The 26,174-nt window shown below is 65.3% G+C and carries 27 protein-coding genes; 11 read left to right on the forward strand and 16 right to left on the reverse strand.

The genetic code is table 11. From position 1 onward, the window contains the following. Positions 1–3: 3 nt before the first annotated feature. Positions 4–516: a YchJ family protein gene (locus CFB24_RS03125; protein ID WP_088519083.1), complete on the forward strand. Its 513-nt coding sequence runs from the start codon at positions 4–6 to the stop codon at positions 514–516. Positions 517–610: 94 nt separating this feature from the next. On the opposite strand, the gene CFB24_RS03130 is transcribed toward CFB24_RS03125, so the two are convergent. The 4 genes from CFB24_RS03130 to CFB24_RS03145 all read right to left on the reverse strand — a co-directional run bounded on the left by CFB24_RS03130 (position 611) and on the right by CFB24_RS03145 (position 4,228). Further along, a complete protein-coding gene (locus CFB24_RS03130; protein WP_088519084.1) occupies positions 611–1,864 on the reverse strand; it encodes a response regulator in 1,254 nt (417 codons plus the stop codon). A 60-nt stretch (positions 1,865–1,924) separates the two neighbouring features. Then, positions 1,925–2,908: an NUDIX hydrolase gene (locus CFB24_RS03135; protein ID WP_088519085.1), complete on the reverse strand. Its 984-nt coding sequence runs from the start codon at positions 2,906–2,908 to the stop codon at positions 1,925–1,927. Between the two features lie 94 nt (positions 2,909–3,002). Continuing rightward, entirely contained in the window at positions 3,003–3,638 is a 636-nt protein-coding gene (locus tag CFB24_RS03140) for an HD domain-containing protein (protein ID WP_088519086.1), read from the reverse strand. After that, positions 3,614–4,228, reverse strand: a complete 615-nt coding sequence (locus tag CFB24_RS03145) for a DNA-3-methyladenine glycosylase I (protein ID WP_088519087.1) — start codon at positions 4,226–4,228, stop codon at positions 3,614–3,616. Before CFB24_RS03145 ends, CFB24_RS03140 begins: the two co-directional genes overlap by 25 nt. Positions 4,229–4,363: 135 nt before the next feature. Between CFB24_RS03145 and CFB24_RS03150 the strand changes: the two genes are divergently transcribed. Both CFB24_RS03150 and CFB24_RS03155 read left to right on the forward strand, forming a co-directional pair. After that, the gene (locus CFB24_RS03150; RefSeq protein ID WP_104469628.1) at positions 4,364–4,786 is read left to right on the forward strand and encodes a hypothetical protein; all 423 of its coding nucleotides are present in this window, start codon (positions 4,364–4,366) and stop codon (positions 4,784–4,786) included. Between the two features lie 41 nt (positions 4,787–4,827). Beyond that, positions 4,828–5,187, forward strand: a complete 360-nt coding sequence (locus CFB24_RS03155) for a carboxymuconolactone decarboxylase family protein (RefSeq protein WP_088519089.1) — start codon at positions 4,828–4,830, stop codon at positions 5,185–5,187. On the opposite strand, the gene ygfZ is transcribed toward CFB24_RS03155, so the two are convergent. Beyond that, positions 5,184–5,996: a CAF17-like 4Fe-4S cluster assembly/insertion protein YgfZ gene (gene ygfZ / locus CFB24_RS03160; RefSeq protein WP_088519090.1), complete on the reverse strand. Its 813-nt coding sequence runs from the start codon at positions 5,994–5,996 to the stop codon at positions 5,184–5,186. The two genes, CFB24_RS03155 and ygfZ, sit on opposite strands and share 4 nt — an antisense overlap. A 117-nt stretch (positions 5,997–6,113) precedes the next feature. Here ygfZ and CFB24_RS03165 point away from each other — a divergent pair, with 117 nt between their 5' ends. Then, complete coding sequence (locus tag CFB24_RS03165) at positions 6,114–7,436, forward strand: dihydroorotase (protein WP_088519091.1); 1,323 nt, start codon at positions 6,114–6,116, stop codon at positions 7,434–7,436. A 7-nt stretch (positions 7,437–7,443) separates the two neighbouring features. Here the strand turns inward: CFB24_RS03165 and CFB24_RS03170 are convergent, their stop codons facing one another. The 4 genes from CFB24_RS03170 to CFB24_RS03185 all read right to left on the reverse strand — a co-directional run bounded on the left by CFB24_RS03170 (position 7,444) and on the right by CFB24_RS03185 (position 11,861). After that, on the reverse strand, positions 7,444–8,073 hold the full coding sequence (locus CFB24_RS03170) for an isochorismatase family protein (protein WP_088519092.1): 630 nt from the start codon (positions 8,071–8,073) through the stop codon (positions 7,444–7,446). A 215-nt stretch (positions 8,074–8,288) separates the two neighbouring features. Further along, complete coding sequence (locus tag CFB24_RS03175; protein WP_088519093.1) at positions 8,289–8,618, reverse strand: hypothetical protein; 330 nt, start codon at positions 8,616–8,618, stop codon at positions 8,289–8,291. A gap of 101 nt (positions 8,619–8,719) precedes the next feature. Then, a complete protein-coding gene (locus tag CFB24_RS03180) occupies positions 8,720–10,975 on the reverse strand; it encodes a transglycosylase domain-containing protein (RefSeq protein ID WP_088519094.1) in 2,256 nt (751 codons plus the stop codon). 160 nt (positions 10,976–11,135) lie between these two features. Continuing rightward, the gene (locus CFB24_RS03185) at positions 11,136–11,861 is read right to left on the reverse strand and encodes an outer membrane protein (protein WP_158255141.1); all 726 of its coding nucleotides are present in this window, start codon (positions 11,859–11,861) and stop codon (positions 11,136–11,138) included. Positions 11,862–12,404: 543 nt separating this feature from the next. Between CFB24_RS03185 and CFB24_RS03190 the strand changes: the two genes are divergently transcribed. Then, complete coding sequence (locus CFB24_RS03190; RefSeq protein WP_088519096.1) at positions 12,405–14,099, forward strand: methyl-accepting chemotaxis protein; 1,695 nt, start codon at positions 12,405–12,407, stop codon at positions 14,097–14,099. A 27-nt stretch (positions 14,100–14,126) separates the two neighbouring features. Here the strand turns inward: CFB24_RS03190 and CFB24_RS23895 are convergent, their stop codons facing one another. Genes CFB24_RS23895 through eat form a run of 4 tightly spaced genes read right to left on the reverse strand, consistent with a single transcriptional unit; the run spans position 14,127 to position 18,761 of the window. Next, entirely contained in the window at positions 14,127–15,101 is a 975-nt protein-coding gene (locus tag CFB24_RS23895) for a helix-turn-helix domain-containing protein (protein WP_088519097.1), read from the reverse strand. Positions 15,102–15,143: 42 nt separating this feature from the next. Next, a complete protein-coding gene (eutC, locus tag CFB24_RS03200) occupies positions 15,144–15,917 on the reverse strand; it encodes an ethanolamine ammonia-lyase subunit EutC (protein WP_088519098.1) in 774 nt (257 codons plus the stop codon). Positions 15,918–15,924: 7 nt separating this feature from the next. After that, on the reverse strand, positions 15,925–17,307 hold the full coding sequence (locus CFB24_RS03205) for an ethanolamine ammonia-lyase subunit EutB (protein ID WP_088519099.1): 1,383 nt from the start codon (positions 17,305–17,307) through the stop codon (positions 15,925–15,927). Between the two features lie 14 nt (positions 17,308–17,321). Beyond that, positions 17,322–18,761 (reverse strand): ethanolamine permease, encoded by a 1,440-nt coding sequence (gene eat / locus CFB24_RS03210; protein ID WP_088519100.1) that lies wholly within the window; start codon positions 18,759–18,761, stop codon positions 17,322–17,324. Positions 18,762–19,054: 293 nt separating this feature from the next. Here eat and dnaN point away from each other — a divergent pair, with 293 nt between their 5' ends. Together dnaN and CFB24_RS03220 are read left to right on the forward strand one after the other, a co-directional pair. Further along, the gene (gene dnaN / locus CFB24_RS03215) at positions 19,055–20,170 is read left to right on the forward strand and encodes a DNA polymerase III subunit beta (protein WP_088519101.1); all 1,116 of its coding nucleotides are present in this window, start codon (positions 19,055–19,057) and stop codon (positions 20,168–20,170) included. Positions 20,171–20,418: 248 nt separating this feature from the next. Then, a complete protein-coding gene (locus CFB24_RS03220; RefSeq protein ID WP_141098329.1) occupies positions 20,419–20,805 on the forward strand; it encodes a response regulator transcription factor in 387 nt (128 codons plus the stop codon). 12 nt (positions 20,806–20,817) lie between these two features. Here CFB24_RS03220 and CFB24_RS03225 read toward each other — a convergent pair whose 3' ends face one another. After that, a complete protein-coding gene (locus tag CFB24_RS03225; RefSeq protein ID WP_088519103.1) occupies positions 20,818–21,246 on the reverse strand; it encodes a GNAT family N-acetyltransferase in 429 nt (142 codons plus the stop codon). Positions 21,247–21,255: 9 nt separating this feature from the next. On the opposite strand from CFB24_RS03225, the gene CFB24_RS03230 reads away from it, so the two are divergent. Then, positions 21,256–22,236, forward strand: coding sequence for a polysaccharide deacetylase family protein (locus tag CFB24_RS03230; protein ID WP_088519104.1), 981 nt, complete (start codon positions 21,256–21,258; stop codon positions 22,234–22,236). Here the strand turns inward: CFB24_RS03230 and CFB24_RS03235 are convergent, their stop codons facing one another. After that, on the reverse strand, positions 22,237–22,506 hold the full coding sequence (locus tag CFB24_RS03235; RefSeq protein WP_088519105.1) for a hypothetical protein: 270 nt from the start codon (positions 22,504–22,506) through the stop codon (positions 22,237–22,239). Positions 22,507–22,652: 146 nt separating this feature from the next. Between CFB24_RS03235 and CFB24_RS03240 the strand changes: the two genes are divergently transcribed. The 3 genes from CFB24_RS03240 to CFB24_RS03250 are packed head-to-tail and all read left to right on the forward strand — an operon-like array spanning position 22,653 to position 24,689. Continuing rightward, positions 22,653–22,892, forward strand: a complete 240-nt coding sequence (locus CFB24_RS03240) for an exodeoxyribonuclease VII small subunit (protein ID WP_088519106.1) — start codon at positions 22,653–22,655, stop codon at positions 22,890–22,892. Positions 22,893–22,923: 31 nt separating this feature from the next. Next, positions 22,924–23,817 (forward strand): pirin family protein, encoded by an 894-nt coding sequence (locus CFB24_RS03245; protein WP_088519508.1) that lies wholly within the window; start codon positions 22,924–22,926, stop codon positions 23,815–23,817. Further along, the gene (locus CFB24_RS03250; protein WP_088519107.1) at positions 23,814–24,689 is read left to right on the forward strand and encodes a 4-(cytidine 5'-diphospho)-2-C-methyl-D-erythritol kinase; all 876 of its coding nucleotides are present in this window, start codon (positions 23,814–23,816) and stop codon (positions 24,687–24,689) included. The genes CFB24_RS03245 and CFB24_RS03250 overlap by 4 nt, the downstream gene beginning before the upstream one ends. 127 nt (positions 24,690–24,816) lie before the next feature. On the opposite strand, the gene CFB24_RS03255 is transcribed toward CFB24_RS03250, so the two are convergent. Beyond that, positions 24,817–25,758: a hypothetical protein gene (locus tag CFB24_RS03255; protein ID WP_088519108.1), complete on the reverse strand. Its 942-nt coding sequence runs from the start codon at positions 25,756–25,758 to the stop codon at positions 24,817–24,819. Positions 25,759–26,174: the final 416 nt, after the last annotated feature.

The following is a 26,174-nucleotide window of genomic DNA, read 5'->3' on the forward strand; positions in this document are numbered from 1 at the left end:
GGCATGACCCAAGACATCTGCCCCTGCCGCGTCCGCGAGGACGACAAACGCGAATTCGCCGCCTGCTGCGGCCCTTATCTGGCCCGCACGGCGGCGCCGCCGACGGCGGAAGCGTTGATGCGCTCGCGCTACAGCGCCTTCGTCAAGCACGATATCGACTATCTCTGCGAGACCCTGACGGCGGAGCAGCGCAAGACGTTCGATCGCGAATCGACGACGAACTGGGCCAATTCCGAATGGCTCGGCATCGACATTCACGAGACCGAGAACGGCCTTGAAGGCGACGAAATGGGCACGGTGACCTTCACCGCCCATTTCATTCATAAGGGCAAGCCCCTGCCGCACAAGGAAAAGTCGCTGTTCAATCGCGAAGGCCCGGAAAAGCGCTGGCATTTCGCGGGCGAGATCAGCATCAAGAACGCGCCGGTGGTGCTGGGCGAGCGCGCCGGCCGCAACGACCCCTGCCCCTGCGGGTCCGGCAAGAAATACAAGAAGTGCTGCGGAGCGGCGGCCTAAGGCCGCCTTCCCCCCCATTTCGCGCTCGATATTTTATTTTAGCGCGGCGTCTGTTCCGAAAACCGCGCACGCCTTTCCGGACTATGCGCGCGCCCTACTTCCCTTTCGCCGCGCGCAGGGCGGCGACGATCTTGTCGATCTTGTACGGCTTGCCCACGATGGGCTTGCCGGCGAAAGCCAGCGGCAGGTCGAGATCGTCGCCATGGCCGCTGGCGAACACAAACGGCTTGCCGCGCGCCTCCAATTGCTCGGCGACCGGGATCACATTTTCCCCTCCCAGCGTGTAGTCGAGCAGAGCGGCGTCGAACGTCTCGTCGAGCGCGTCCAGCGCCGCGCTCACCGTGCCGCAAATGCGCACCACCCGCGCGCCGGCTTCATCGAGCGCCGCGGCGAGTTGCGTCGCCACCATGTGCTGGTCCTCGACGATCAGCACGCTGAGAGGGTCCGCCGGGGCGTCCGGCGCCCAGGGCTGGTGATGCGCGGGCAACACCAGCCTGAGACGCAGGGCCAGAGCTTCCGCAAACAGCTCGAGTGCGCCGCGCAGCCCCAGGCCGGGGAAGCGCGGCTGGCGGCCCAGCCCGACGATCAACGCCAGCCGCAAACCGTCTGACGCCACCGGCAGGAAAGCCGCCGAGCGGAAACCCGCCTCGCGCAGCCATTGCCGCAAGGGCTCGCCAGGCGCGCGCAGGGCGGTCATGCCGGCGTCGAGCGGCAGCATGTCCGGCTCCGAGCGCAAGGGAATTTCGGGAGCGTCGACATCGCCGACGGCGAACAGCCGCCGGCCCGGCCAGAACGCCTGCAGGCTTTCCGGCGCGGGCGGCGGCGCGCCGAGACGCCGATAGGCCCCGGCCAACCGGGCGTTGTCCGCCTCCAGCAACAGGAAAAACGTGTGCTCGGCGTCGAGCGCGGCGCCCACGAGCATGGCGGCGCGCTTGCCGATTTCGTCGGGACCGGCGAGATCGTCGAGCCGGTCGATCAAAGCGGCGGCGCGGTCGAGCGCGGCGAGGCCGCTGTGGGCGTCGCTCATTTCGAGCTCCAGCACCATGTCCTCGCCGTTGAAATGAACGGCGGCGTCGAACGCGCCTTCCACGCCGGGAAAACGGCACCCCGACACCAGAGCCGGGCGCGCCGGCGCGGAAAAGCGCGACAGCAAGTTGCGCAGGCGGTGCGATTCCTCGGAACCGAGCAGTTCGCGCAGGCGCGCGCCGAGCAAAGGCCCGGCCTGCGGGAAAATATCCCCGAGATTGGCGGAATGTCGGCGCACGACACGCGCCTGATCGTCGCATGCGATCAGCCACCCGTGAGTCTGGATCGCCTCGCCCGGCGCCGCCATAGCAAGTCCTTCCATTGCCGAGCCGTGACTATAGCGCGAAATCCGTCCACGACCAGAGCGGAGTTTACCCCAAATTTACCCGCGTATGCCTACCCGCAGCCCCGGCGCCGGACGTTCCTGCAACACTTCGCGGCGAAAACGGAACAAGGCGGCGGGTCGGCCGCCGGTGGCGTGCGACATCTGGCCGGTCGCTTCCACCACGGCCGAGGCCTCAACCAGACGGCGAAAATTCTGCTTGTGCAAATGCCGGCCCGAAATCGCTTCGACCGTGGTCTGCAATTCCGTCAGGGTGAAACTTTCCGGCATCAGCTCGAAAATCACCGGGCGATATTTCAGCTTGGCGCGCAGCCGCCCCATGGCGGTGGCCAGAATGCGGCGATGGTCGGCCTGCATGCTTTCGCCGAGCCTTGGATTTTCGGAAAATCCCGGCGCGGGGTCGCGGCCGTCGCGCACGCTTTCCTCGATCAGCCCCGCCTCATAGAGCAGTTCATAGCGGTCGAGCACGTTTTCCTCGTCGAAACGCTCGCCCTCGTCGCCGAACAGGGCGCGGACGCGCTCGACGCGGGTCAGACCGCGCTTCAGGCCCGTCCCCTCGCCGCGCGCCACCAGCGCGCGCAAACCGGGCATGATCACGCTGTCGAGCAAGGCCGGCCGGCCCTGCCGCCAGTCTTCCCACGGGAAAAACCGATACCATTCGGCGAAGCCGGCGCCCGGCGCGATCACCCGCCCCGCCCCGGACAGACGGGTCAGCGCGAGATAGCCGACCGACACCACATGGGGATCGCGGCTGTCGGCGCGGCTGTGGCGCCCGCGGTCGCCGAACGTATAGAGCTGCTCGACATAGCCGACCGGGGCGCCGGTCTGTTCGGCGACCCAGCCGCGCAGGCCGATCTCGAACGTGCGATGGTTGACCGGGTCGAACGGGCCGGAGGGCAAGGCCGCCGCCGCCGCGCCGGTCGCCGCCCGCGCCACCAGGATCAGCGGCGCGTCGCCGCGCAGCGCGACAATCGCGGCGGTGAGGTTGATTTCGACGGCGATGGGCGGGCGCGCCTCGTTCATACCGTCTCCATACCGAACATCCCGCCTCCGTAGCAATCGGCGCCGCGCCGGATCGCGACCCTCAGCCTTTGGCGCGACAATAGCGTGTCGCCCATCACAGCCGCCCCTCGATTTCAGCGAATTTTTGCAGGAAGGCGGCCTGCGCCGCCTCGGGCGCGACCGCCGCGAACAGCGGCGCGACCCGCTCGAAGGCGAAGTTCGGCGCGCCAAACAACGTTTTCGCCTCGCCCACGTCGAAACCGGCGTAAAGCGTGGCTTCGAAATAAGCGGAAATCCGATCGGCGCGCTTGGTGAGCCGGGCCAAGGCGGCGGGCGGTTCGGGCTTGAGCGCGAACCGCTGCAGGATCGCCTGCGCCAGCCGCGACTCCACCTCATGATAGACGCCGCCCAACGCCGCCTTGAACGGCGAGATCATGTCGCCGATCACATATTCCGGCGCGTCGTGCAGCAGGGCGAACAACAGCCAGCGCGCCGGCGCCGCCGGCTCGATCAGCGCCACAATGTCCGCCACCGCCACGGAATGCTGGGCGACGGAAAAGATTTCGCCGCCGCGCGTCTGGCCGTTCCAGCGCGCGACGCGGGCGAGACCGTGGGCGATGTCCTCGATCTCCACATCGAACGGCGAGGGATTGAGAATGTCGAGGCGGCGGCCCGACAACATGCGCTGCCAGGCGCGCGGCGGAGCTTCCCGCGACGGCCCGCCGTTCACGGATGCGGCTCCCCCGCGCATTGCGCGTGCCGCCAGCAGTCCACCAGATGATCGTTGACCATGCCCACCGCTTGCATGAAGGCGTAGATGATGGTCGGGCCGCAGAATTTGAAGCCGCGCCGCTTGAGGTCGCGCGAAATTTTCTCGGACAGCGGCGTCGCCGCAGGAACCTCCGACAGGCTGGCGAAATGGTTGACGATCGGGCGACCGTCGACAAAATCCCAAAGGTAGTGGGCGAACCCCTGCCCCGCCTCGATTTCGAGATAGGCCCGCGCGGAGGCGACGGCGCCGGCGATCTTGGCGCGGTTGCGCACGATGCCCGCGTCCTGCATCAGACTCGCGATCTTGTCTTCGTCATAGGCGGCGATCTTCAGCGGGTCGAACCCATCGAAGGCGGCGCGGAAATTGTCGCGCTTGCGCAGGATGGCGATCCACGACAGGCCCGCCTGAAACCCATCGAGCACCAGCTTTTCGTAAAGCGCGCGCGAGTCGCGCTCGGGCGCGCCCCATTCCTGATCGTGATAGGCCAGATAGACCGGATCATGGCCCGGCCAGGGACAGCGCAGCAGGCCATCCTCATGCGAGATCGCGCGTTTCAAAACTTCGTTCATGCGGTCAGACTTAGAACAAGTCGTCCCAGGAGGAAACCGTTCGGCGCGTCCCCGGAACCAGTGGGGAAGACACGTGTTTCGTTGAATGCAGGCGCGGGCATGCAGGCTCCGCGTCCGGGTTTCGGAGCCGTGGGCATGTCCCGGAAAATCTCTCTCGTCCTTCTCGCCGCGCTCGCGGTGGCGTTCGGCCTCGCCTTCGTGATCGCGCCGACCAAGTTCGGCGAACTGATCGGGCTCGATCTCGGGCGCGCCGGCGCGATCGCCGCGCAATTGATGGGGGCGGCGACCCTGGCCTGGGGCTTGATCCTGTTCGCCGCGCGCCGGTTCGACGAGGAGGCTCGGCGCGCCATCCTGTTCGCCACCGGCCTCGGCGACGCCGTGGCCGCGGCCGTCGCCGCCGTCGCCGCCCTGTCGGGCCTGATGAATCTGTTGGGCTTCGGCGTCGCCACGATCTGCCTGCTGGCCGCCATGGGCTGCATGGCGGCGCTGGCCCACCGCCCTGAAGAGTCCAGAAGCGCCCCCGACGAGCTGGAATTGCAGTTGCATAATTACGAATAATCGAATATTTGTTCGCCAACACGCGACAGACGAGGTTGGCGATGATTTCCGATTGGCCGCAAGCGACGCAAACCCTGTCCGCCCTGCTGCGCGACCTGCGCGGCGGCGCCGGCTCCAACGAAACCATGAAGAATTTTTCCGCCCTGGCGCAAAGCGCGACCAAGGCGGGGGCGCTCGACGCCAAGACCAAGGAGCTGATCGCCCTGGCCATTGGCGTGGCGGTGCGCTGCGACGATTGCATCGCCTTTCACGCCAAGGCGGCCGCGCAGTTGGGCGCGACCCGCGCGGAAGTCGAGGAGACGCTGGCCATGGCGATCTATATGGGCGCGGGGCCGTCAGTGATGTATTCCAGCCACGCGCTGCAGGCGTTCAACCAGTTTTCGCCGCCCAAGGCGGATTAAGCCAGCCGCAGCACGGTCTCGCCGCTTTTCAGCGGCAGGCCGGCCTGCGTCGCCTCCTCCACGCGATCGAGCCGCAGCAGGGCGAGTCCGACCCCGCCCGCGCTCGACCCCATGGTTCCCGCCGCTTTGTCGCCGGCCGTGATCGTCTCCCCCGGCGGCGGCGCGACGCCTTCCAGCAGAACTTTTGTCACGCGGGTGCGAACGGTGGCGCGATAATGCATGCGCGCCACCACCTCCTGCCCGACGAAACAGCCCTTCTTGAAATCCACGCCATTGAACAGATCCATGTCCGCTTCGGCGGGAAAGGCGTCGCCATAGGCGAAATCGACGCCGCCTTCAGGGACGCCCAGGGCGATGCGATGCGCTGCGTAATCGGCGAGGCCATCGTCGCCGCCGAGGGTCAGCAGCGTCGCATCCGCGCTGGCCGCCGCCACGATCAGGCGGGCGCCCATATCGGGGTGACGCGAATCCCTGGCCCCTTCCGCAACCGGGCCGCCATAAAGGGCGATCACGGTGGATTTTTCCGTCTCGTTGGCCACCTCGACCTGGGCGCGCAGCTTGTACATGGTCAGGCGCTTGACCAAATCTGCGGCTTGCTCCGCCTTCACATCGAGCAGAACCGCGTCGTCGGCCGCGCTCATCAGGAAATCGAACAGGATTTTGCCCTGCGGCGACAGCAGCGCCGCCCAGCGCGCCTCGCCCGGCTCCAACGTCTGGACATTGCCGGTCACGAGGCCCTGCAAGAAACCGCGCGCGTCCGGGCCGCTGACGCGAACCAGACCGCGATCGGAGAGTTTGGCTGCTTTCATGTCGTCGCCTTCGCCTCACCTTTTTGTTGCGCCCGCGGGCGGACGCGCTTAAGCCGCCTAGGTAACGCCCCCATGCAAAACTTGGTCCCAAACCGGTAAATAAATCGGAGAGCGCCCGTGACGAGCTATGATGTGATCCTGCGCGGCGGAACATTGGTCAACCAGGATGGCGTTGGCGCAGCGGACGTCGGCGTGATCGACGGCAAGATCGCCCGCATCGGCGACCTCGCGACGGCCGACGCCGGCGAAACCGTCGATTGCCGAGGTCTGCACATCCTGCCTGGCGTGATCGACAGCCAGGTGCATTTCCGCGAGCCCGGCCCGACGCACAAGGAAGACCTCGAAACCGGCTCGCGCGCGGCCGTGCTCGGCGGCGTCGCCGCCGTGTTTGAAATGCCCAACACCAACCCGCTGACCACCACGCCCGAGGCTTTGGCCGACAAGGTGTCGCGCGCCAATGCGCGGATGCATTGCGATTTCGCCTTCTGGGTCGGCGGCACGCAGGACAACGCCAAACACGCCGCCGAACTGGAGCGCCTGCCGGGCGCGGCGGGCATCAAGGTGTTCATGGGCTCCTCTACCGGTTCGCTGCTGATCGCCGACGACGAGGGCGTGGGCGAAGTATTGAAACATATCCGCCGCCGCGCCGCCTTCCACAGCGAGGACGAGGCGCGGCTGAACGCGCGCAAGGGCGAGCGCATCCCCGGCGATCCCGCCTCGCATCCGGTCTGGCGCGACGAACTGACGGCGCTCACCAGCACCAAGCGATTGATCGCGCTGGCGGAGCGGCATCGCGCGCGCGTCCATGTCCTGCATGTGACCACCGCCGAGGAAATCGAGTTTCTGGCGGCCTACAAGCATCTCGCCAGCGTCGAGGTGACGCCGCATCACCTGACGCTCACCGCCGACGATTACGCGCGGCTTGGCACGCTGATTCAGATGAATCCGCCGGTGCGCGCCCCGCGTCATCGCGATGCGCTGTGGGACGGCTTGCGGCAGGGCGTGGTGGACGTGCTCGGCTCCGACCACGCGCCGCACACGCTGGAGGAAAAGGCCAAGCCCTATCCGGACAGCCCCTCGGGCATGACCGGCGTGCAGACGCTGGTCCCCACCCTGCTCAACCACGTCAACGCCGGGCGGCTGACCCTGCAGCGTTTCGTCGATCTCACCAGCGCGGGGCCGGCGCGGCTGTTCCAGATCGCCGGCAAGGGCCGTATCGCCCGGGGATATGACGCCGATTTCACCATCGTCGATCTCAATCGCGCGCAGACCATCCGCAACGAGTGGATCGCCTCGCGCTGCGGCTGGACGCCTTATGACGGCAAGCCCGTGAAGGGCTGGCCGGTCGGGACGTTCGTGCGCGGCGCCAAGGTGATGTGGGAGGGCGAGATTTTGACGCCCTCCACCGGGCGCGCGGTGCGGTTTTTGGAGGCGCTGTGACGTCGCCTCAACAGACGTCATAGGCGCGGCTTTCCGAAATTCGGCGTCGCGGTTTGGGCGACAGGGCCGCGACCGCCTCCGCGCTCTCGACCACGCGGGCGCAGGTTTTGGCGGCGGCGGCCAGCCCCGCCGCATGGGCCGCCTCGTCCATGTCCGCCACGCCGTCGGCGACGACAAACGCCCTGATGTCGCGCGCGAAGGCGTCCACCGCCGAATAGAGGCAGCCGATCGAGGTGTGGACGCCGACGATCAGCAAGGAGTCCCGCCCGAGACGGCGCAGCAAAAGCTCGAAATCGCTGCCGAAAAAGGCGCTGTAGCTGCGTTTGACGAGCGGCCGGACATGATGGGCGTCGAGGCCGAGGGCCGGCTCGAAATCGCAATTCGCCAGCGAAGGCCCGGGCCCCCACATGTCCGCCATCAGCCCGCGTTCATCGAGGCGGCGCGCCCGCGGAACATGCGATGCGAAGATTGGGACGCCCTGCCGCGAACTGATTTCGCACAGCGCGCGCGCCGTGGCGACGATCTGGTCGCGGCGGTCGGCGGAGAGCGCGTCGAGATAATGCGGCTGCATGTCATGCACGAGCAGCGCGCAGCGCTCCGGCTCGATGGGCCATTCCACCTTGTTCGAGAATATCACGGCTTGCCTCCTTGAAGGCCGCCGCACCGTCACGCGATATTGAGTTTCAACCACACGCCTGCCGATACGGCGGCCATGGTTATGGATGAACGCATGGCCGCTCCCTAAAAGGAGCGCCAATACCCTGCGAAAGACGGGATTCGAGCGTGCGTCATGGCGACATGAACGCCATATCCCCGCTCCTTGTCAACCGCCCCAAATTGTCGCAGCCCGCCTCAGCCCGGATTGCGGCAAACCCGGACATAGGGGTGATCGCGATCCCAGTCGTCGAAAACGACGCGATGACGCACCACGCAATTGGCGGCGCCCTCGTGCTCGCCATACAGCGTGTTGAAATAGAGCGCGGCGCCGGAAGGGCCGATCACCAGACGCATGTCCGGCTCCCGCGCGCCCGGCGCCTTGCCCGCGCCGATCGGTCCGGGATCGCCCTCATAGAACGATACGCCGTGCAGCACCCTGATGTCGCCCGGACGCGCCGGCGCGGCAGAAGCCGCTGTGACGGCCGCGCCCAGCACAGCGCCAAACAAGACGCGGAAACCCTTCATGATTTTTCTCCGCGTCCGCGCCGGACGGGCGCGAACCGGTGCTCAATGCGCCGGGCGGGAGATCGTTCCGTCGCCTTTCGCGCGCGCGGCTAAATCCGCGCTCACTCGTCGCCGAACAGCTTTTCGAAGAAATTGCGGTCGTCGCGCGCCTGGCGCCGCCCCTCGGGAATATCGGCGGGCGGAATCGGGTCCTCGTCGCGATCGAACTGCGGGGCCTGACGGTCGTATTGGGGAACCCGCTCCACTTGTTGCGGCGGCATCGGCAGCGGCGATCCGCGTCCCGCGCCGGAGAACACGGCGGGGGCGGAGGGATTGCTGGTGTCGAGATGCTGAACCGGCTGGTCCGGCGGCGGGGGCTGCGGCGTCTCCGGCTGCGGCCATAGCGAGGAGGCCAGCCCGCCCAGGCTTTCGCTGCGCCAGCCGCCGCTCGGCAGGCCCGCGACCACTTGACCCTTCAAGGCTTCGCGCATGAAACGGCTCCAGATGTCCACCGGCAGATTGGCGCCCGAGGCCTTTTTCGTCGGCGAATTGTCGTCATTGCCGAGCCAGACGCCGGTGGTGAGCTGGCTGGTGTAGCCGACGAACCACGCGTCGCGGTAATCTTGGCTGGTGCCGGTCTTGCCCGCCGCCTCCCAGCCGGGCAGGTCGGCCTTGCGCGCCGTGCCGATGATCAGGGTCTGCTCCAGCATGGAATTCATCATGGCCACATAGGTCGGGTCGATCACCCGGCCGTTGCTGGAGCCTTTGCGCGCGTAGAGCAGCTTGCCGTCGGCCGTCCGCACCTTGGTGATGATGTGGCTCTGCACGCCGATGCCGCCATTGGCGAAGGGCACGTAAGCCGTGACCAGCTCCAGCGGCGACACCACCGACGTGCCCAGCGCGATGGAGGCGTTCGGATCCAGTTTGGAGCCGATGCCGAGTCGATGCGCTGTGTCGATCACCGCGCGCGGGCCGACTTCGAGGCCGAGCCGCACCGCCACCGTATTGAGCGACAAGGCCAGCGCCGTGGTGAGATTGACCTCGCCCATATATTTATGGGTCGAGTTTTCCGGCTGCCAACCCTTCACGTCGATCGGCGCGTCCTCGCGGGTCGAATCGGGGGTCAGCCCCTTTTCCAGCGCGGTGAGATACACAAAAGGCTTGAACGAGGAGCCGGGCTGGCGGCGCGCGGACACGGCGCGGTTGAACTGGCTTTCCTCATAATTGCGCCCGCCGATCAGCGCGCGGATGGCGCCGGTCGAATCCAGCGACACCAGCGCGCCCTGGGTTACGCCGAACTTGCCGCCGCTTTGCGCCAGCACCGTGTTCAGCGCCTTTTCGCCCGCCGTCTGCATGGCGGGATTGATCGTCGAGGTGACGACGATGTCCTCGTCAATGGCGCCGATGGTGTCGTCGAGCACATCCATCACATAGTCGGCGGCGTAATTCAGCGTGCTGGAATCCTTGCCCTTTACGGCATGGGCGGGTTTCGCCAGCGCCAGCTTCGCCATGGCCTCGGTGATGTGGCCCTCCTGCGCCATGGCGGCGACCACCTGGTCGGCGCGCTCGATGGCCGCCTTCTCATAATGGTTGGGCGCGAGTTTCGACGGCGATTTCATCAGGCCCGCCAGCATGGCCGCTTCAGCCAGCGTGACGTCCTTCGCGGGATGGCCGAAATATTTCAGCGCCGCCGCGTCCACGCCGTAAGCGCCGCTGCCGAAATAGACGCGGTTGAGATAGAGTTCGAGAATCTGATCCTTGGAATATTTGCGCTCCAGCCACAGCGCCAGGATCGCCTCCTGGATTTTGCGCGACACCGTGCGCTCCTGCGTCAGGAACAGGTTTTTCGCGAGCTGCTGGGTGAGCGTCGAGCCGCCCTGCATGCCGCCGCGCCCCAGGGCGTTCCGCGCCAGCGCGCGCGCGACGCCGATGGGATCGACGCCGTAATGGCTGTAAAAACGGCGATCCTCGATGGCGACGAACGCCTTGGGCAGATAGGGCGGCAGATCCTGCAGCCGCACCGCCGCGCCGCCGGTGTCGCCACGATTGGCGAGCAGGCTGCCGTCCACGCCGAGAATGGCGATGTTGGGCGGGCGCTTGGGCACGGCGAGCTGGTCGATGGCCGGCAGTTGCGAGCCGTAATAGACGGCCAGACCGCCAACGCCGATCACTCCCCAGACCCCCAGAACGAAAGTCCAATAGATCAGCCCGCCAATCAGCGAGCGGCTTTTCCGCCGGGGCTTGGCGGCGGCTTTCGCTTTTTTGGCTTGGGGCTTCGGCTCGGCTTCGGGCTGCGCGCGCGATTCAGGTTCGACCCTGGGCGCGGCGGCGTCGAAAGTCGGCTCGATCCGCTCGCCGCCCGATTTCTTTCGCGCCATGAGTGCCGGTCCGAATTTGCATTGAACTGCGCCTTGTCGAGCGTAAGTAAGGCAAATTAAGGGCCGGTGAAGAATGAGCTCCCATCCCTGCGGGCGGCCGCGGCCACGAAAAAGCCCGGCTCGCGAAAGCCGGGCTGATGCTGGGCGATGGAAAGTCGGCTCAGTATTTCGCGACCAGCGGCGCCGCCTCGGGCAAGCCGAACTTGTAGATGATCGCCGCGCGAACAGTGCTTTCGCTCGACTTCACGCGCACGTCGTCATAGGTCAGCCCCGAAGCGGAGAGGAACCCATAGGTCGCCGACGGGACCTCGTCGTAGAGATATTCGACGCGGGCGATCCAGTTGGGCGTGAAGGCGTAATCGACGCCGCCGCCGATGGTCCAGCCCACACTGTCCTTGGTGATCGCGTAGGAGTTCGCGCCCGGCGAGGACACGGACAATTTCAGGTCGGAGAAGGACGCGCCGCCCGCGACGAAGATCAAGGCGTTGCCCAGGGCGTAGCCCAGGCGGCCGCGAATGCGGGCGGCATAATCGGTGCTCGACTTGGTGGTGACGCCGAAGATGGTGGTGGAGCTTTCGAGACCCTGCCAGCCGCCTTCGCCTTCGAGACCGATCACGAAATTGGGGCTGAACTGATAGTTGTAGCCGACCAGGCCGCCGGCCGTTCCACCATTCGGGCTGGCGCTGGTCTTGAGGCCGAAGTTCACCGCCGTGCTCTTGCCGTCGCCGAAAGCGCCGCCGCCGTAAACGCCGACATAGACGCCGGTCCAGCTGAACGCGGGCGCCGGCGTGAAGACCGGAGCGGACTTGGTGGACGGGAGATCGGCGGCCACGGCCGAACCGGCCAGAACCGTGAAAGCGACGGAGGAGAGAAGAAGATTGCGCAAAATTCACCTATGAATTTCAAGAGACGTGAAAGTCGGCGACGCCGGGATCGCTCTCACGCGGACTGAACTTTAGTTTTACTTCGACGATCATTCTCGCTCGTCGCGCCGTGTCTTCATAGACGAACATGATTCAGTCGTTTTATCAATCGCCGCATCGGTTTTTCACCGCACAGCCAACAACAAACCGCCGCATTGTTGCCTAAATACAACTCGCTCGCCATCTCTCGTCTTCCGGTTGTAAAAAGCAAATTTATTAAGCTTTCTCGATGCTTATGGACCCAAAAGGCGTGTCTCCCTCGCCTGCGTGCGGGGGCGAACGGGTTCGCGGACAGGCTGGGCCTATGAACGACGCCCCCCGTTTGCTCGCATCTCCAGCATACCATGCCTTACCGTAATAATATTTCCCCTGCGCTATATTTGCGTAGCTGTAATTAAAAAACATAATACCAAATGCTTATCTGTATCTATACACGATTTGTTTAATGTTTTTCACAACAATATCCTCCGCTTGGGCTTGAGCCTTTTTGCAGCAGAGACACACAGATGCGATACGTTGATTGGAGCATTGGCAGGAAGGTCGCCAGCCAGATGATCGTCCTCGGCGGCATCGCCGCGCTGGGGCTGGGCGTCGCGCTTTACCAGTTGCGCGGCGTCGATACGGCCTACAGCCAGTTGATCGACGGACCGGCGACCGGAACGATCCAGTTGGCGCGGGCTAATCGTCATGCGCAGGCCGCCGTCTCCGCTCTGTATCAAAACATCTCCTCCACAAGCGACGAAGGCAATCAAACCGCCATCGAAAACCGCCTGAACTCGGTCAAGAACTTTGACGCCTACATCGCCAAAGCGCGCGGCAACCTGCCGGATTTCGCCTCGGCGCTGGACGCCCTCGGGCGAACTTTTCATGACCACCTGGACAGAACATGCGCCACGACCATCAGCATGGCGAATTCGACTGATCCGGAAGGCAACGCCAAAGCCTCCGAGAACATGAAATCCCAATGCGAGCCGGCTCTGGTCCAGGTTATGGCGTCGCAGATCGACCTCACCGAAAAAGTCGTCGCTTCGATCGGCAAGGCTTCGGACAATCTCACAGCCTCCGTCCTTTCCACCATTCTCTGGACCGCGCTCGGCGTCGGGACTGGATTCCTTGCGGCTGTGGGCGCGGCGCTGTTGGTCGTCAGCCGCTATGTCACGCATCCGCTGGGCGCGCTCAAAGCCGCCATGAGCGCGGTCGGCCGCGGCGATTATGCGACGGAGGTGGCGGACGGCGAACGTCAGGATGAAATCGGCGAGATGGCGCGGGAGCTGATGGGCATGCGCCAATGCCTGCGGAACGCCGAAACGCAGCGCAAGGAGGAAGCCGCGCGGGAAGAGGCGGGCCGCCAGCGGCTGCAGCGGCGCGAGACGCTTGCCAGCAAATTCGTGACGCATATGCAGGATCTGGCCAATGGCTTCGGGCGGTCGTCGTCCGAAGTCGCCGCCGCCGCGCGCGCCCTGGCGTCCACCGCGGAAGAAACGTCGCGGCAGGCCAGCGTCGTCGCGACCTCCGCCGCCTCGGCGTCGCACAGCGTCCAGACGGTGGCCTCCGCCTCCGAAGAACTGGCGGTTTCGGTGAGGGAAATCACCAGTCAGGTCAATCATTCCGCGAAAATCGCCGAGGACGCCTTCAAGGAGGCGGAAACCACCAATGCGCAGATCAACGCGCTGTCCGCCAACGCCTCGGCCATCGGCGAAGTCGTCGACCTGATCCGCAACATCGCCAATCAAACCAACCTGCTCGCCCTCAACGCCACCATCGAATCCGCCCGGGCCGGCGAGGCGGGCCGCGGCTTCGCGGTGGTCGCGTCGGAGGTGAAGCAACTCGCCCTGCAAACCGCCAAGGCGACCGACGACATTTCCAGCAAGGTCGCGGAAATGCAGCAGGCGACCAATTCGACGGTCGCGTCCATCGACGAGATCGTCAAAACCCTGTCGGACGTCAAAGACGTCTCGGTGGCCATCGCCACCTCGGTCGAGCAGCAAGGCGGCGCCATTGTCGAAGTCGCCAGCAATTGCCAGAGGGCGGCCACGGGCGCCGAGGAGGTGACGCATAACATCTCGGAGGTGGGCCAGGCCGCCAATATGACGGGATCGGCCTCCAGCCAGCTGATGTCGCTGTCGGGCGGATTGTCGAACCAGGCCGACGATCTCAGACGCACCGTCGAGAGTTTTGTGCACGATCTCGCCGCGGCGTGAGGCGCCGTCGCCTCGATCCGTTGCGCTTCAGTGCGGCCGGCGCGGGTTGAGGCGACGATGGGTCTGCGACGGCAATTCGCCGAACAGGGCGGCGTAATCCCTGGCGAAATGGCCGAAATGCCAGAAGCCCCAATGCGCGGCCGCTTCGGTCACCGAGGCGGCGCCGCGCAACATGCGGCGCACGCCGTTCATGCGTACGGCGCGCAGGAAATGGGCCGGGCTCATGCCCAGAACCTCCTGAAAACAATTTTGCAGCGTGCGCCGGCTCACCCCAGTCTCCCGGCAAAGCTCGGCGATGCTGGTCGGCTCGTCCGGGCGGCTCAGGGCGAAATCGCGCGCCTGCGCGACAATGGCCCAGCGCCGCGCCGGCGTGGTTTCGCGCGGGTTTGCCGCATAGGCGGAAATCAGCGCGGCCACATTCGACAACAGCCCCTTGGCGAGCGCGTCCATGATCGGGCGGTTTTCCAACACTTGCGGCGCGGTCTCGGCAATGTCGAGCACCCCGCGCACAAAATCGCGCGCGCCCGAGGCGGCGTCGGCCTCAACACGGGCGAGGCGGGCGGAGCCAAATCTTTCGCGCAGCACGGCCTGCTCGGACTCGCTCAGCAAATCCATCAGCGCGGCGCGGGGCACCACCAGCCCCGCCATGGTCATGGCCCCCGGCGAGAGAAACTCGAAACCGCTGCCGCCGGAAAAGACATGCAGCGCATCGAAATCGTCCTGCATGCCGCAAAAAACGGCAGGCCCCGGCAGGGACAGCGGCAGGCCCAGCGCGAGAAGATCATCGGGCAGCAGGCCCGACTGCATCAGCGCCTGCCCGGTATGTTCGGAGAAAATGCGCGCCGGACCCAGCGCGACTTCCGTCACCGAACCGAAAAAGCGGCCGGCGGAGACCTGCGCATAGCTTTGATTCCAGCCCCGCAGCAGTTCGGCTTGATGGTCCACGTCCTCGGAGTCGGCGCGAAACAGCGCGGCGGTCTGATCGGCTTGGGCGAGCAACATGTGAGGTCCCGGAAGGATTCCGCCGAAACCCCAACAACCGCCTCAGGCGCCCGACAGTTCCGGCCGGCTCTCCCTTGCAAGCGTCAGGCCATTCGCGTCGGTCTCGTCCTTGAGCCGCACGCCGCTGTAGGAAAGCCGCCGCGCTTCGCCAAGCAGATAAAGGGTTTTGCGGGCGGCGGCCTCGTAGGCCAGCCCCTCGGGCCGGATGTTGGAGATGCAGTTGCGGTCGGCGTCGGTGCGGCCTTTTTCCGGCGCCCAGGTCAGATAGAGCCCCATGGAATCCGGCGACGACAGGCCGGGGCGTTCGCCGATCAGCACGACCACGATCTTGGCCTGCAACAGCGCGCCGATCTCGTCGCCAAGCGCCACCCGGCCTTGCAGGGCCAGCGCCACCGGGCCGAGCGCAAACCCCTTCAGCATCGGCAGCAGCGTGGCGAGGAACGGCGCCGCATGATTCTCGATGGCGAAGGAGGACAGGCCGTCGGCGACCACAAAGGCGAGATCGCATGGCTGTGGATGCAACAGGACGCGGGAGGCGTCGTCGAGACGGCGGCCGAGGTCGGGGCGTTGCAGATAGGTCGCACGATCCGGCGCCGCGCTGTGAACGCGCAGCACGTCAAGATTTTGCGCGCGCAGCCCCGCCGCCACCGCCTCGGCGTCGAGCGGCCGATGCACGGCGTCGCGCGCGCGGGCGTGGTCGTATTGGAAATCGAGGTGGGCGGCGGTCGGCAGGCTGGTTCCGACGCGGCCCAGCGCGATCCGCGCGGCGGTGAGGCGGCGCAGCTCGCCCCAGGGATTTTTGATCACGTCGTTCATGACCGCCTCACCCAAACGCCAGGGCGCGCAGCGGCGCCGGCAGGCTTTCGCCCAGTTTCGCCGCCGAGGCGTCGGTGAAAATTCCCGCTCGCTCCAGCCAGGCGGCAAATTCCGGGGCCGGGGCGAGGTTCAGCACGCGGCGGGCGTAGAGCGCATCGTGGAACGAGGTCGTCTGATAGTTCAGCATGATGTCGTCGGAACCGGGAATGCCCATGATGAAATTGACGCCGGCGGCGCCAAGCAGAGTGAGCAGCACATCCATGTCGTCCTGATCGGCTTCGGCATGATTGGTGTAGCAAATATCGCAACCCATGGGGACGCCGAGCAGCTTGCCGCAGAAATGATCTTCCAGACCGGCGCGGATGATCTGCTTGCCATTGTACAAATATTCGGGACCGATGAAGCCGACCACCGTATTGACCAGCAGCGGCTTGAAGGCGCGGGCCACGGCATAGGCGCGCGCCTCGACCGTCTGCTGATCGACGCCGTGATGCGCCTCCGCCGACAGAGCCGACCCCTGCCCGGTTTCAAAATACATGACATTGTCGCCGACGGTCCCACGCTGCAGCGACAGCGCGGCGTCGCGGCCCTCCTTCAGCACGGCGAGATCGACGCCGAAACTCTTGTTGGCGGCCTCCGTGCCGGCGATGGACTGGAAGACGAGGTCGATGGGGGCGCCGCGGGAAATCGCCTCGATGCTGGTGGTGACATGGGTCAGCACGCACGACTGCGTCGGGATATTCTGCCGCGAGATGATCTCGTCGAGCATGGCCACCAGCTTCATCACCGCCGGAATGGAATCCGAGGCCGGATTGATGCCGATCACCGCATCGCCCGAGCCGTACATCAGGCCGTCGAGCACGGAAGCGGCGATGCCGGCGGGATCGTCGGTCGGATGGTTGGGCTGCAATCGGGTCGAAAGTCGTCCCTTCAAACCAATGGTGTTGCGGAATTTGGTGACCACGCGGCATTTGCGCGCGACCAGCACCAGATCCTGCGCCCGCATGATTTTTGACGTCGCCGCGACCATTTCCGGGGTGAGGCCGGGCGCCAAGGCGGCGAGCGCGGCCTCGTCGGCGGCGTCGGACAACAAGAAGTTGCGGAAGTCGCCAACGGTCAGGTGCGACACCGGGGCGAAAGCCCCGGAATCATGACTGTCCACGATCAGGCGCGTGACTTCGTCCTGCTCGTAGGGGATGACCTGCTCGTTCAAAAACGTCTTGAGCGGCAGATCGGCCAAGGCCCATTGCGCGGCGGCGCGCTCGCTGTCGTCCGCCGCCGCGATCCCGGCGAGCGCGTCGCCGGATCGGGCCGGCGTCGCCTTGGCGAGCAGGGTTTTCAGATCGTCGAACCGAAAACTCCGTCCCCTCACGCTGTGCGCATAGGCCATGGTCTTTTCTCTCCTCAGGCGCCGGCTTGCAGGTCGATGGCCAGTTCGGTCGGCGTCTCGATCATGGTGTCGAGCGGGGCCTCCTCGCGGCTCTTCTTGGTGAGCAGGAAGTAAACATAACCCAGCACGATGATCGACGCGAGAATGCCGGACAGCAGCAGGTTGTAATAGACCAGCGCGATCAGGGAAATCACGGCGAAACTCAGCGCAATGGCGGGAAACACTGGATAGAGCGGGGTTTTATAAGGGCGCTCCATCGCAGGCTCGCTGGCGCGCAGCTTGAACAGCGCGGCCATGCTGACGATATACATCACCACCGCGCCCATCGCGGAGAGCGTGACGATGTTGGCGGTGAGCGACTGGCCGTTGAAGCTGAGAACATCGTCGCTCAGGATCGCGCCGAGGCCGATCACGCCGCCGAGCAGAATGGCGCGCACGGGCGTCTGGAAGCGCGGGCTCACCGCCGAAAAGCCGCGAGGCAGGTAGCCGGCGCGGGCCAGGGCGAAAATCTGCCGCGAATAGCCCATGATGATGCCGTGGAACGAGGCGATCAGTCCGAACAGCCCGATCCACACCAGCATGTGCAGCCAGTTGGAGTTTTCGCCGACGATGAACTGCATCGCCTTGGGCAGGGGATCGTTGATGTTGGACAGCTTGCTCCAGTCGCCGGCGCCGCCCGCGAAGATCATCACGCCGAGCGCCAGAACCACCAGCGTCAGAATGCCGGCGATATAGGCGATGGGAATGGACTTTCGCGGATTCTTCGCTTCTTCGGCGGCCATGGCCACCCCTTCGATCGCCAGGAAGAACCAGATTGCGAAGGGAATCGCGGCGAACATGCCGGAAATCGCGCCAAGCGAGAAATGGCTTTCGCCCGCCCAGCCGTTGGCGGCGAAATTGGCGAAGGAGAAGCCCGGCGAGACCACGCCCATGAACACCAGCAATTCGACGATGGCGAGCAGCGTGACCAGCAATTCGAACGTCGCCGCCACCTGCACGCCGACGATGTTCAGCGTCATGAACACGAAATACGCGCCCGCCGCCGCGATTTTCGGATCGAGCGCGGGAAACTGCACGTTGAGATAGGCGCCGATGGCCAGCGCGATGGCGGGCGGCGCGAACACGAATTCGATCAGCGTGGCGATGCCGGCGATATAGCCGCCGGTGTCGCCAAACGCGTGGCGCGCATAGGCGAACGGGCCGCCGGCGTGCGGAATGGAGGTGGTCAGTTCGGTGAAGGAGAAGATGAAGGTGGTGTACATCACCGCGATGAACACGGTCGAGATCAGGAAGCCCAGCGTGCCGGCGGAGGCCCATCCGTAGGACCAGCCGAAATATTCGCCGGAAATGACCAGACCGACGGCGATGCCCCACAATTGCAGGGTGGACAAGCTCTGCTTCAGCTCGTGATGGGTCACCTTGCCGTGGTGGTGACCCGGCGTGAATCCTGACATGTTCGGCTCCTTTCTCCTTCGCCGGCCGCGCCGGCCGACATAAATCGGTTAAAAAATAGACTTTGGTCGCAGACGCCCGCTATCCAGGATCGGCATCCCCCGCGAAAAAGGTTTTGCTATTGTTTTGAAACGATTTTCAGAATCATTTTCCGCAACGACATCCGCTGGAGCCGCGCGATTTCCCCCGATCCGGCAAATGCCGTGGATTTACGGCGCGACGCACTTGCCTTGTGCGCCGCAGCGAGGCAGTCTTGCCGCCCTAAAAAATTCAAAAGTTTCGGAACGCCGCCCAGATGAAAGTCACGCTTGAGAGATCGGCCCTGCTCAAATCGCTCGGTCACGTGCATCGCGTCGTCGAGCGGCGCAACACCATTCCGATCCTGTCCAACGTGCTGCTCAGCGCCAGCGGCGACGGCTTGCAGCTCAAGGCCACCGACCTCGATCTTGAAGTGACGGAGACGACGCCCGCCGACGTCGGGCAGAAGGGCGCGACCACCCTGCCCGCGCACACGCTTTATGAAATTGTGCGCAAATTGCCCGATGGCGCGCAGGTGTCGCTGGAGGCCGGCGACAACGGCCAGCTGCAATTGCGCTCGGGACGCTCGCGCTTCAACCTGCAGAGCCTGCCCGAAGGCGATTTCCCCGATCTCGCCGCCGGCGAACTGACCCATGCCTTCAAGATCACCGCCTCCGAACTGAAGCGCCTGATCGACAAGACGCAATTCGCCATCTCCAGCGAGGAAACCCGCTATTACCTCAACGGCGTGTTCATGCATGTCGCCGAGGTCGAGGGCCAGGCTTTTCTGCGCGCCGTCGCCACGGACGGACACCGGCTGGCGCGGCTGGAGACGCCGGCCCCGGCGGGCGCTGTGGGCATGCCCGGCATTATCGTTCCGCGCAAGGCCGTGGCCGAGGCGCAAAAGCTGATCGAGGACCCGGACGCGGAAATCGGCGTCGAGCTGTCGTCGACCAAAATCCGCTTCGGCATCGGCCCGGTCATGCTGACCACCAAGCTGATCGACGGCTCCTTCCCGGATTACGCGCGGGTGATCCCGACGCAGAACGACAAGTTCCTCACCGTGGAGCGCAGGGATTTCGCCGAAGCGGTCGATCGCGTCTCGACCATTTCCTCGGAACGCGGACGGGCGGTCAAGCTCGCCGTGGCCGAGGGCAAGCTGGTGCTGTCGGTGACCAATCCGGATTCCGGCTCGGCCGTGGAGGAGCTGGAAGTCGATTACGACGGCGCGCCGCTCGAAATCGGCTTCAACGCCCGCTACCTGCTCGACATCGCCGGACAGCTCGACAGCGACACGGCGCTGTTCAAGATGAATGATTCGGGGTCTCCCACCATCATCATGGACCGCGACGGGGCCAGCGCGCTCTATGTGCTGATGCCAATGCGGGTGTAAGCGAGGCGAAAGCCTGACGAAATGCTGACCTCACGATAATGTGAATCCGGTCTGACGCTTCGGCAGAATTTGCCGCCAAACCGCCCGAAACCAAGCAGGATCGGGCGTCTCCGCGCGTGCTGCAACGACGGGGGCGCCGGGCTGCAATCTGCAGGTTAATGGACCGTTAACTTCTTCAGGCGCAACAATGATTTTGTCAATTGGCCCCGGTGTTTAACCGCGAGGGCGATACGACGCCGGGGGTCGCCATGTCCGCCATTTGCATCATTGATGATGACTGCCTGATCCGCCTCGGCATCGAGATGGTGCTGGAAGACGCGGGCTTTCGGGTCCGGACGTTTTCCTCCGCCGCGGAATTTCTGCAAACCGGCGATTTCTCCGACATCGACTGCATCCTGACCGATGTTGAAATGCCCGGCGGCGTGACCGGGCTCGATCTGCTAGCCGAAATGGGCGGCGCCGCTCCGGCCTGCCCGATCGTGGTGATGACCGGCAAGGGCGAAGGCTCGTTCCGGCGGGCGGCCCTGGCGCTGGGCGCGCGCGGCTATCTGGAGAAACCGGTCCCCGCCCCGCGCCTCGTCGCGGCCGTTTCCGATGCGCTACGGCCGGCGGCCCCGATCCTGGCAGCGGAATAGAAGGCGCGCCGATCAGAGCTTTTTCGTCAGAAACACCCGCGCCGAGCCGGGTGGAAAATTGTCGATCTGGCCCGCCTTGGCGAAACCCCGGCGTTCATAAAACGCGCGCGCAGCCGGGCTGAACGTGTCGAGATAAATTCCCACGCAATCTGTTTCACGCGCGAGGCGCTCGGCGCGGTCCAGCAGCGCGCCGCCAACGCCCCGCCCGCGCGCCGGGGGCGCGACACGGAATTGCGCGACATAGAGCCAGCGCCAGTGGATGACGCCGTTGAGGCCGCCGACAACCGCTCCGGCGGCGGCGCGCGCGATCAGGGCGAAAGTCTGCTCCTCGCGTGGGCCGAATTGCGCGGCGACCTCGATTCCGAGCGCGCGCGCCGTCTCCGACGCTGCGCTGGACTCGCGGGCGACGAGGTCTATAGAAAACAGCTTGGGATCATTCATGGATTGACGATGAAACGCCTTGTCACGGCCATGGCGATCGCCGCCCTCGCTGGCGTCGGCGCGGCGCGGGCCGATTGCGCGCCGCCCGCGATTGAAGCGCCGCTGGAAGGGCCGGTCAAGCCGCTGGAGCGCGTCGCCGATTACCAGATGATTCTGGAAAGCTGCGTCCGCGACGACAAGACCGTTCTGGCGATCCGCATCATGAAGGTCGAGGGCGAGGAACTGCTGCTCACCGTCGATCCCGAGACATTGCAGACCCAATTGGAGCGCGCCGCCTGCTGGAGTTGCCGCGAGGCCAGCGCCGACGCGGCGAACAGCCGTTATTTGCGCGCGGTGGAAACTTATGGCGCCAGCATCGGCCAAAAGACGCGGCCCGGCGCGACCTGGCTGGAGAACGCCGGACTGATCCACGGGCGCGACAATCGCGGCGTGTTCGTCACCGGCGATCTCTGCCCCTCGCACAAGCCGCTGCAACGACAATTCCTACAAAACCTCGAAACGCGGAACGGAAAAATCGCGCTCTCACTCACCGGTTCGTGGGTCGCGCGACACGGCGACGATTTTCTCTGGCTGCGGCAAGAAAAGGCGGCGGGACGATTGGACATCGTGTGGACGAACCATTCGTTCACACATCCTTTTCGCCCCAGCCTGCCCGCTGGCGAAACCTTCATCCTCACGCCGGGTCTCGATCCCGAGGATGAAATCGTCAATGTCGAACGCTTGCTGATCGCCAATGGCGAGACGCCCAGCGTGTTCTTCCGCTATCCTGGACTGATTTCGGATTCCGCCTGGGGCGCGCGGCTGCGCGCCGCCCATTTGATTCCGCTGGGCGCGGATTCCTGGCTCGCTCTCGGCGAGAGGCCCAAACCCGGCGGCGTCATCCTGGTCCATCCCAATGGCAACGAGCCGGCGGGACTTGCGATTTTCGACAGGCTAAACCAGTCGGACGCTTTGCCAAAGCCATTCCGCACGCTCATGGAAGCCCCCTGATCAACCACACGCCAGACGCTGTTTCGCCGTCGCCGGCGTCACCGGCGCGAAGCAATCTTCAGGCGGATCGCGGTCCACTACAATGCTGCGCGGCGCCACCGCTTCAGGATGCGGCGTCCGGTCGATCAGAAAGACCGGAACCACCTGCGCCGCCGCCGGTTTTGGCGCGGCGGGCCGCGCCGGTTGAGCCGGCTGGTGAGCGAGAGCGCCCAGCCCTCCCAACACGCCAGCGACCAGAAAAAGACGTCCGAACAGAGCCCACTGCTTCATGACCGCCCCCGAAATTCAGTGTCGGACTGTGAACAGAACGGTAGCGCTTTCGTTCCCTCGATTCGAATCACAAGCTCGTGTAGGTCGACGGCTTCACAAGAGGTGGTAAAGTTTCCGCCACGGCGACAAAGACAAATGGAGCGCGCATGCAAGCCAACGATTCACAACCGACTTTCGAGGCCGCCATGCGCGAGCTGGAAGAGATCGTCACCGCGTTGGAAAAGGGCAATGTCGATCTCGACAAGAGCATCGCGCTCTACGAACGCGGCGAGCAATTGAAGAAGCATTGCGACGCGCTGCTGAAGAACGCCGAGGCCCGGATCGAGAAGATCGTGCAGGGCGCCGACGGCGCCGCCAAGGACGTCGAGAAGCTGGAATTGGAGTGAGCGCAAACCTGTCGAAACGAGGGAGGCCTTGATGAGCGCATCCGGCGCGGCGGTGGAAATGCTGATCGTTCCCCCCATGCGGGACATTGGAGGGTTCGGCGTCCGCCGCGCCCTGCCCGCGCCGGGCCGCCGCTCGATCGGCCCCTTCGTCTTCCTCGACGAGATGGGCCCGGCGGATTTCGCGCCGGGCGCCGGAATGGACGTGCGGCCGCATCCGCATATCGGGCTGGCCACGCTGACCTATCTGCTCGACGGCGCGCTGTTTCACCGCGATTCGCTGCGGAACGACCAGGAGATCGCGCCGGGCGCCGTCAATCTGATGGTGGCCGGGCGCGGCATCGTCCATTCCGAGCGCGCGCCGCGCCATTTTCGCATGAGCGGCGGGCGCATGGCCGGGTTGCAATTCTGGCTGGCCTTGCCGCAGGCCCAGGCGGAAATCGCGCCGAGTTTTTCGCATTATGACGCCGGGCGCATTCCGGTGGTCGCAGGCGACGGTTTTCGGGCGCGCGCGGTGATCGGGGCGCTGGACGATGTGGCGGCGCCGGTCGACAATCCGTTCGGCCCCTGCGCGCTCGCCGAAATCGCGCTGGAGGCGGGCGGCGCCTACGAAATTCGCCGCCAATACGAGGAACGGGCGGTCTATCTGATTTCCGGCGTCATCGAAATCGAAGGCCAGGTTTTCGCCGACAAAAGCCTGATCGTGCTCAAACCCGGCGCCGACGTCGCGCTGCGCGCGCGGACGGACGCGCGCGTCGCTCTGGTCGCGGGCGATCCGCTCGACGGCCCCCGATTCCTGTGGTGGAATTTTGTCGCATCGAGCCGCGAACGCATCGTGGCGGCGCGCGAGGACTGGATCGCCGGACGATTTCCGGGCATTGAGGGAGACGCGGATTTCATTCCCGCTCCCGAACTGAAAGCGCTATGACCCAGAACCATCACGCCCGAGCGCCCGCGAAGATCAATCTCACGCTCCATATCGAAGGCCGCCGGATCGACGGCTACCACGAACTGACGAGTCTGGTCGCCTTCGCCGGCGCGGGCGATCTCCTGAGCTTCGCGCCCGACGAGCTGTTTTCGCTCGAAGTGTCCGGGCCGACCGCCATCGAGGCGGGCGACGGCGGCGACAATCTGGTGGCGCGGGTCGAGCGCGCGCTGCGCGCGGAAAAGCCCGGCCTGCAATCGGGCGCCTTCCACCTGGTCAAGCGCCTGCCGGTGGCGGCGGGCATTGGCGGGGGGTCGTCGGACGCCGCCGCCGCGCTGCGCCTGCTCGCGGCCGCCAACGGCCTTTCCCTCTCCGATCCCGCGCTCTACGAGGCGGCGCGGCGCACCGGCGCCGACGTGCCGGTCTGCCTCAATCCCCGCGCGAAATTCATGCGCGGAATCGGCGAACGGCTCGGCCCGGCGCTGAAACTGCCGCCGCTGCCCGCCGTGCTGATCAATCCGCGCGTGCCCGTCGAAACCAAGGCCGTCTTCCACAAACTCGGACTGAAACCGGGCCAGAGCCTGGGCTACGGCCCGCATCCCGCCATCGCCGACGGCATGGATTTCGAAACCCTGATTCGCGCCCTGAAAAAGGGCCGCAACGACATGGAGGACGCCGCCTGCGTAATCGCGCCGATCGTCGGCCATGTTCTGGCGACGCTCGCCGGCGCGCGCGGCTGCCGTCTCGCGCGCATGTCGGGCTCCGGCGCCACCTGCTTCGCCTTGTTCGACAGCTGCCGGCAGGCGGGGGCGGCGGCCAAGGCCATCAAGGCCGCGCACCCGGAATGGTGGGTGAAGCCGACGCTGTTGCGATAACGCCGACGCCGCGGGCGGCCCCGCCGAGAGTGCGTTCGATGAACCTCCGTTCACCGAACACACTTCAGCTTTTTATTTTGACGCATAGTCTTTTCCGAAAACCGGGCACGCTTTTCGGGAATCTGCGCTAGACGCAGTTGGCGTCCTCGTTGCGGGAGCGCAGATAGCGGTCGAACGCTCGCTCCAGCTCCGGCTTGTCGCCGGAAAACTCCAGCACGCCCCAGGAATTGCGGATCAGGTCGTTGACCGGGTCGAACTGGTGCTGCACGAACATATCCCAGCGCCCGACATAATTGCGCCGGACTTTGGAGCCGTGGAAAAGGTGCTCGACGGCGAACGGCAGCGCCCCCACCTTGCCCTTGACATGCTCGCGCGCCCGCGCCTCCCAGCGCTGCACCGCATTGAGGTAATTGCCATTGGCCTTGCCGTGCACCGACTTGTCGCCGAACCCCGCCAGCGCCAGCGCCATATGGTGGTCGCCCGACCCCATGCCGCCCACCTCGAACAGACCGCCGAGCTTGTCGAGAACTTCGCGCGTATAGGCCCAGGCGTAGCCGCTGTGGGGATATTCGTAGGGGCCGCCGTCCGACTTCCACATTTTCGGGCCATTGGGCGCGACCGGCTGGCCCGCGTGCAGCAGAGAGGCGAAGCTCTTGTGGACGCCGATCAATTCGTCGTTCGGCCCGAGGTCGTAGCAGATTTCCCAGGGCTGGATCACCGGATAGAGGTGCAGCGCATTGATCACCTCCCTGGCCCAGCCGGGACGGCGGAACACGATATCGGCGTCGAACGAGCCAAAATATCTGGCATCCTCCGGCGAACGGGCAAACCCGATATTCATCAGGTTTTCCTTGTTCCAGACCAATGTCTTGGCGCGCACCGGCACATAGGTGATGCGGGGATAGCCGGCGAAGTCCTCCAATTCGTAGGGACGGTCGCCATAGGCGCATTCGACCAAGGTGACCCGGACCTCGGGCTCCTCCAGCCAGGAGCCGATCGCTCGTCGCGCCGTGGCGACGCGGCTCTTCCAAAGCAGCGGATTGGCTATTACTGTAACAATGTCAAGCATCACCCCCCCAAAAAGCTGGCCTCAGCTTTACAGGCAACGTTTCTCTCTCGGTGGATTCCCGTTCGTTCGCGCTCTGCGGCCGTCACATCTGTGATTCTATTGCGGCGCGTCTCAATTACAGGTTGTAGTTAATGGAATTTTCAGGAGCCAGCAAGCGCCGCGCTCATGGTCGCCTAATGATTTTTTTGCAGGATCAAGCTCTTGGCTTTCGCCGCCCGAACGGCTGCTTTTGCAGGCGAACAGGGCGTTTTTTCGCACCGCCCCGCATCGGGCGCCCCGCCGCAATATCGCCACTGCGCTGACGAATGTCCGCCGCGTGAGTCTTTCTTGCAACGCTCGCGCGGAGAGAACCTCCCCATGGGCGGCCGCGCATAAAAAAAAGGCCGCTGCGAACAGCGGCCCAAGTCTAGGGAGGA

This window comes from Rhodoblastus acidophilus (assembly GCF_900187365.1).
Taxonomy (GTDB): domain Bacteria; phylum Pseudomonadota; class Alphaproteobacteria; order Rhizobiales; family Beijerinckiaceae; genus Rhodoblastus; species Rhodoblastus acidophilus.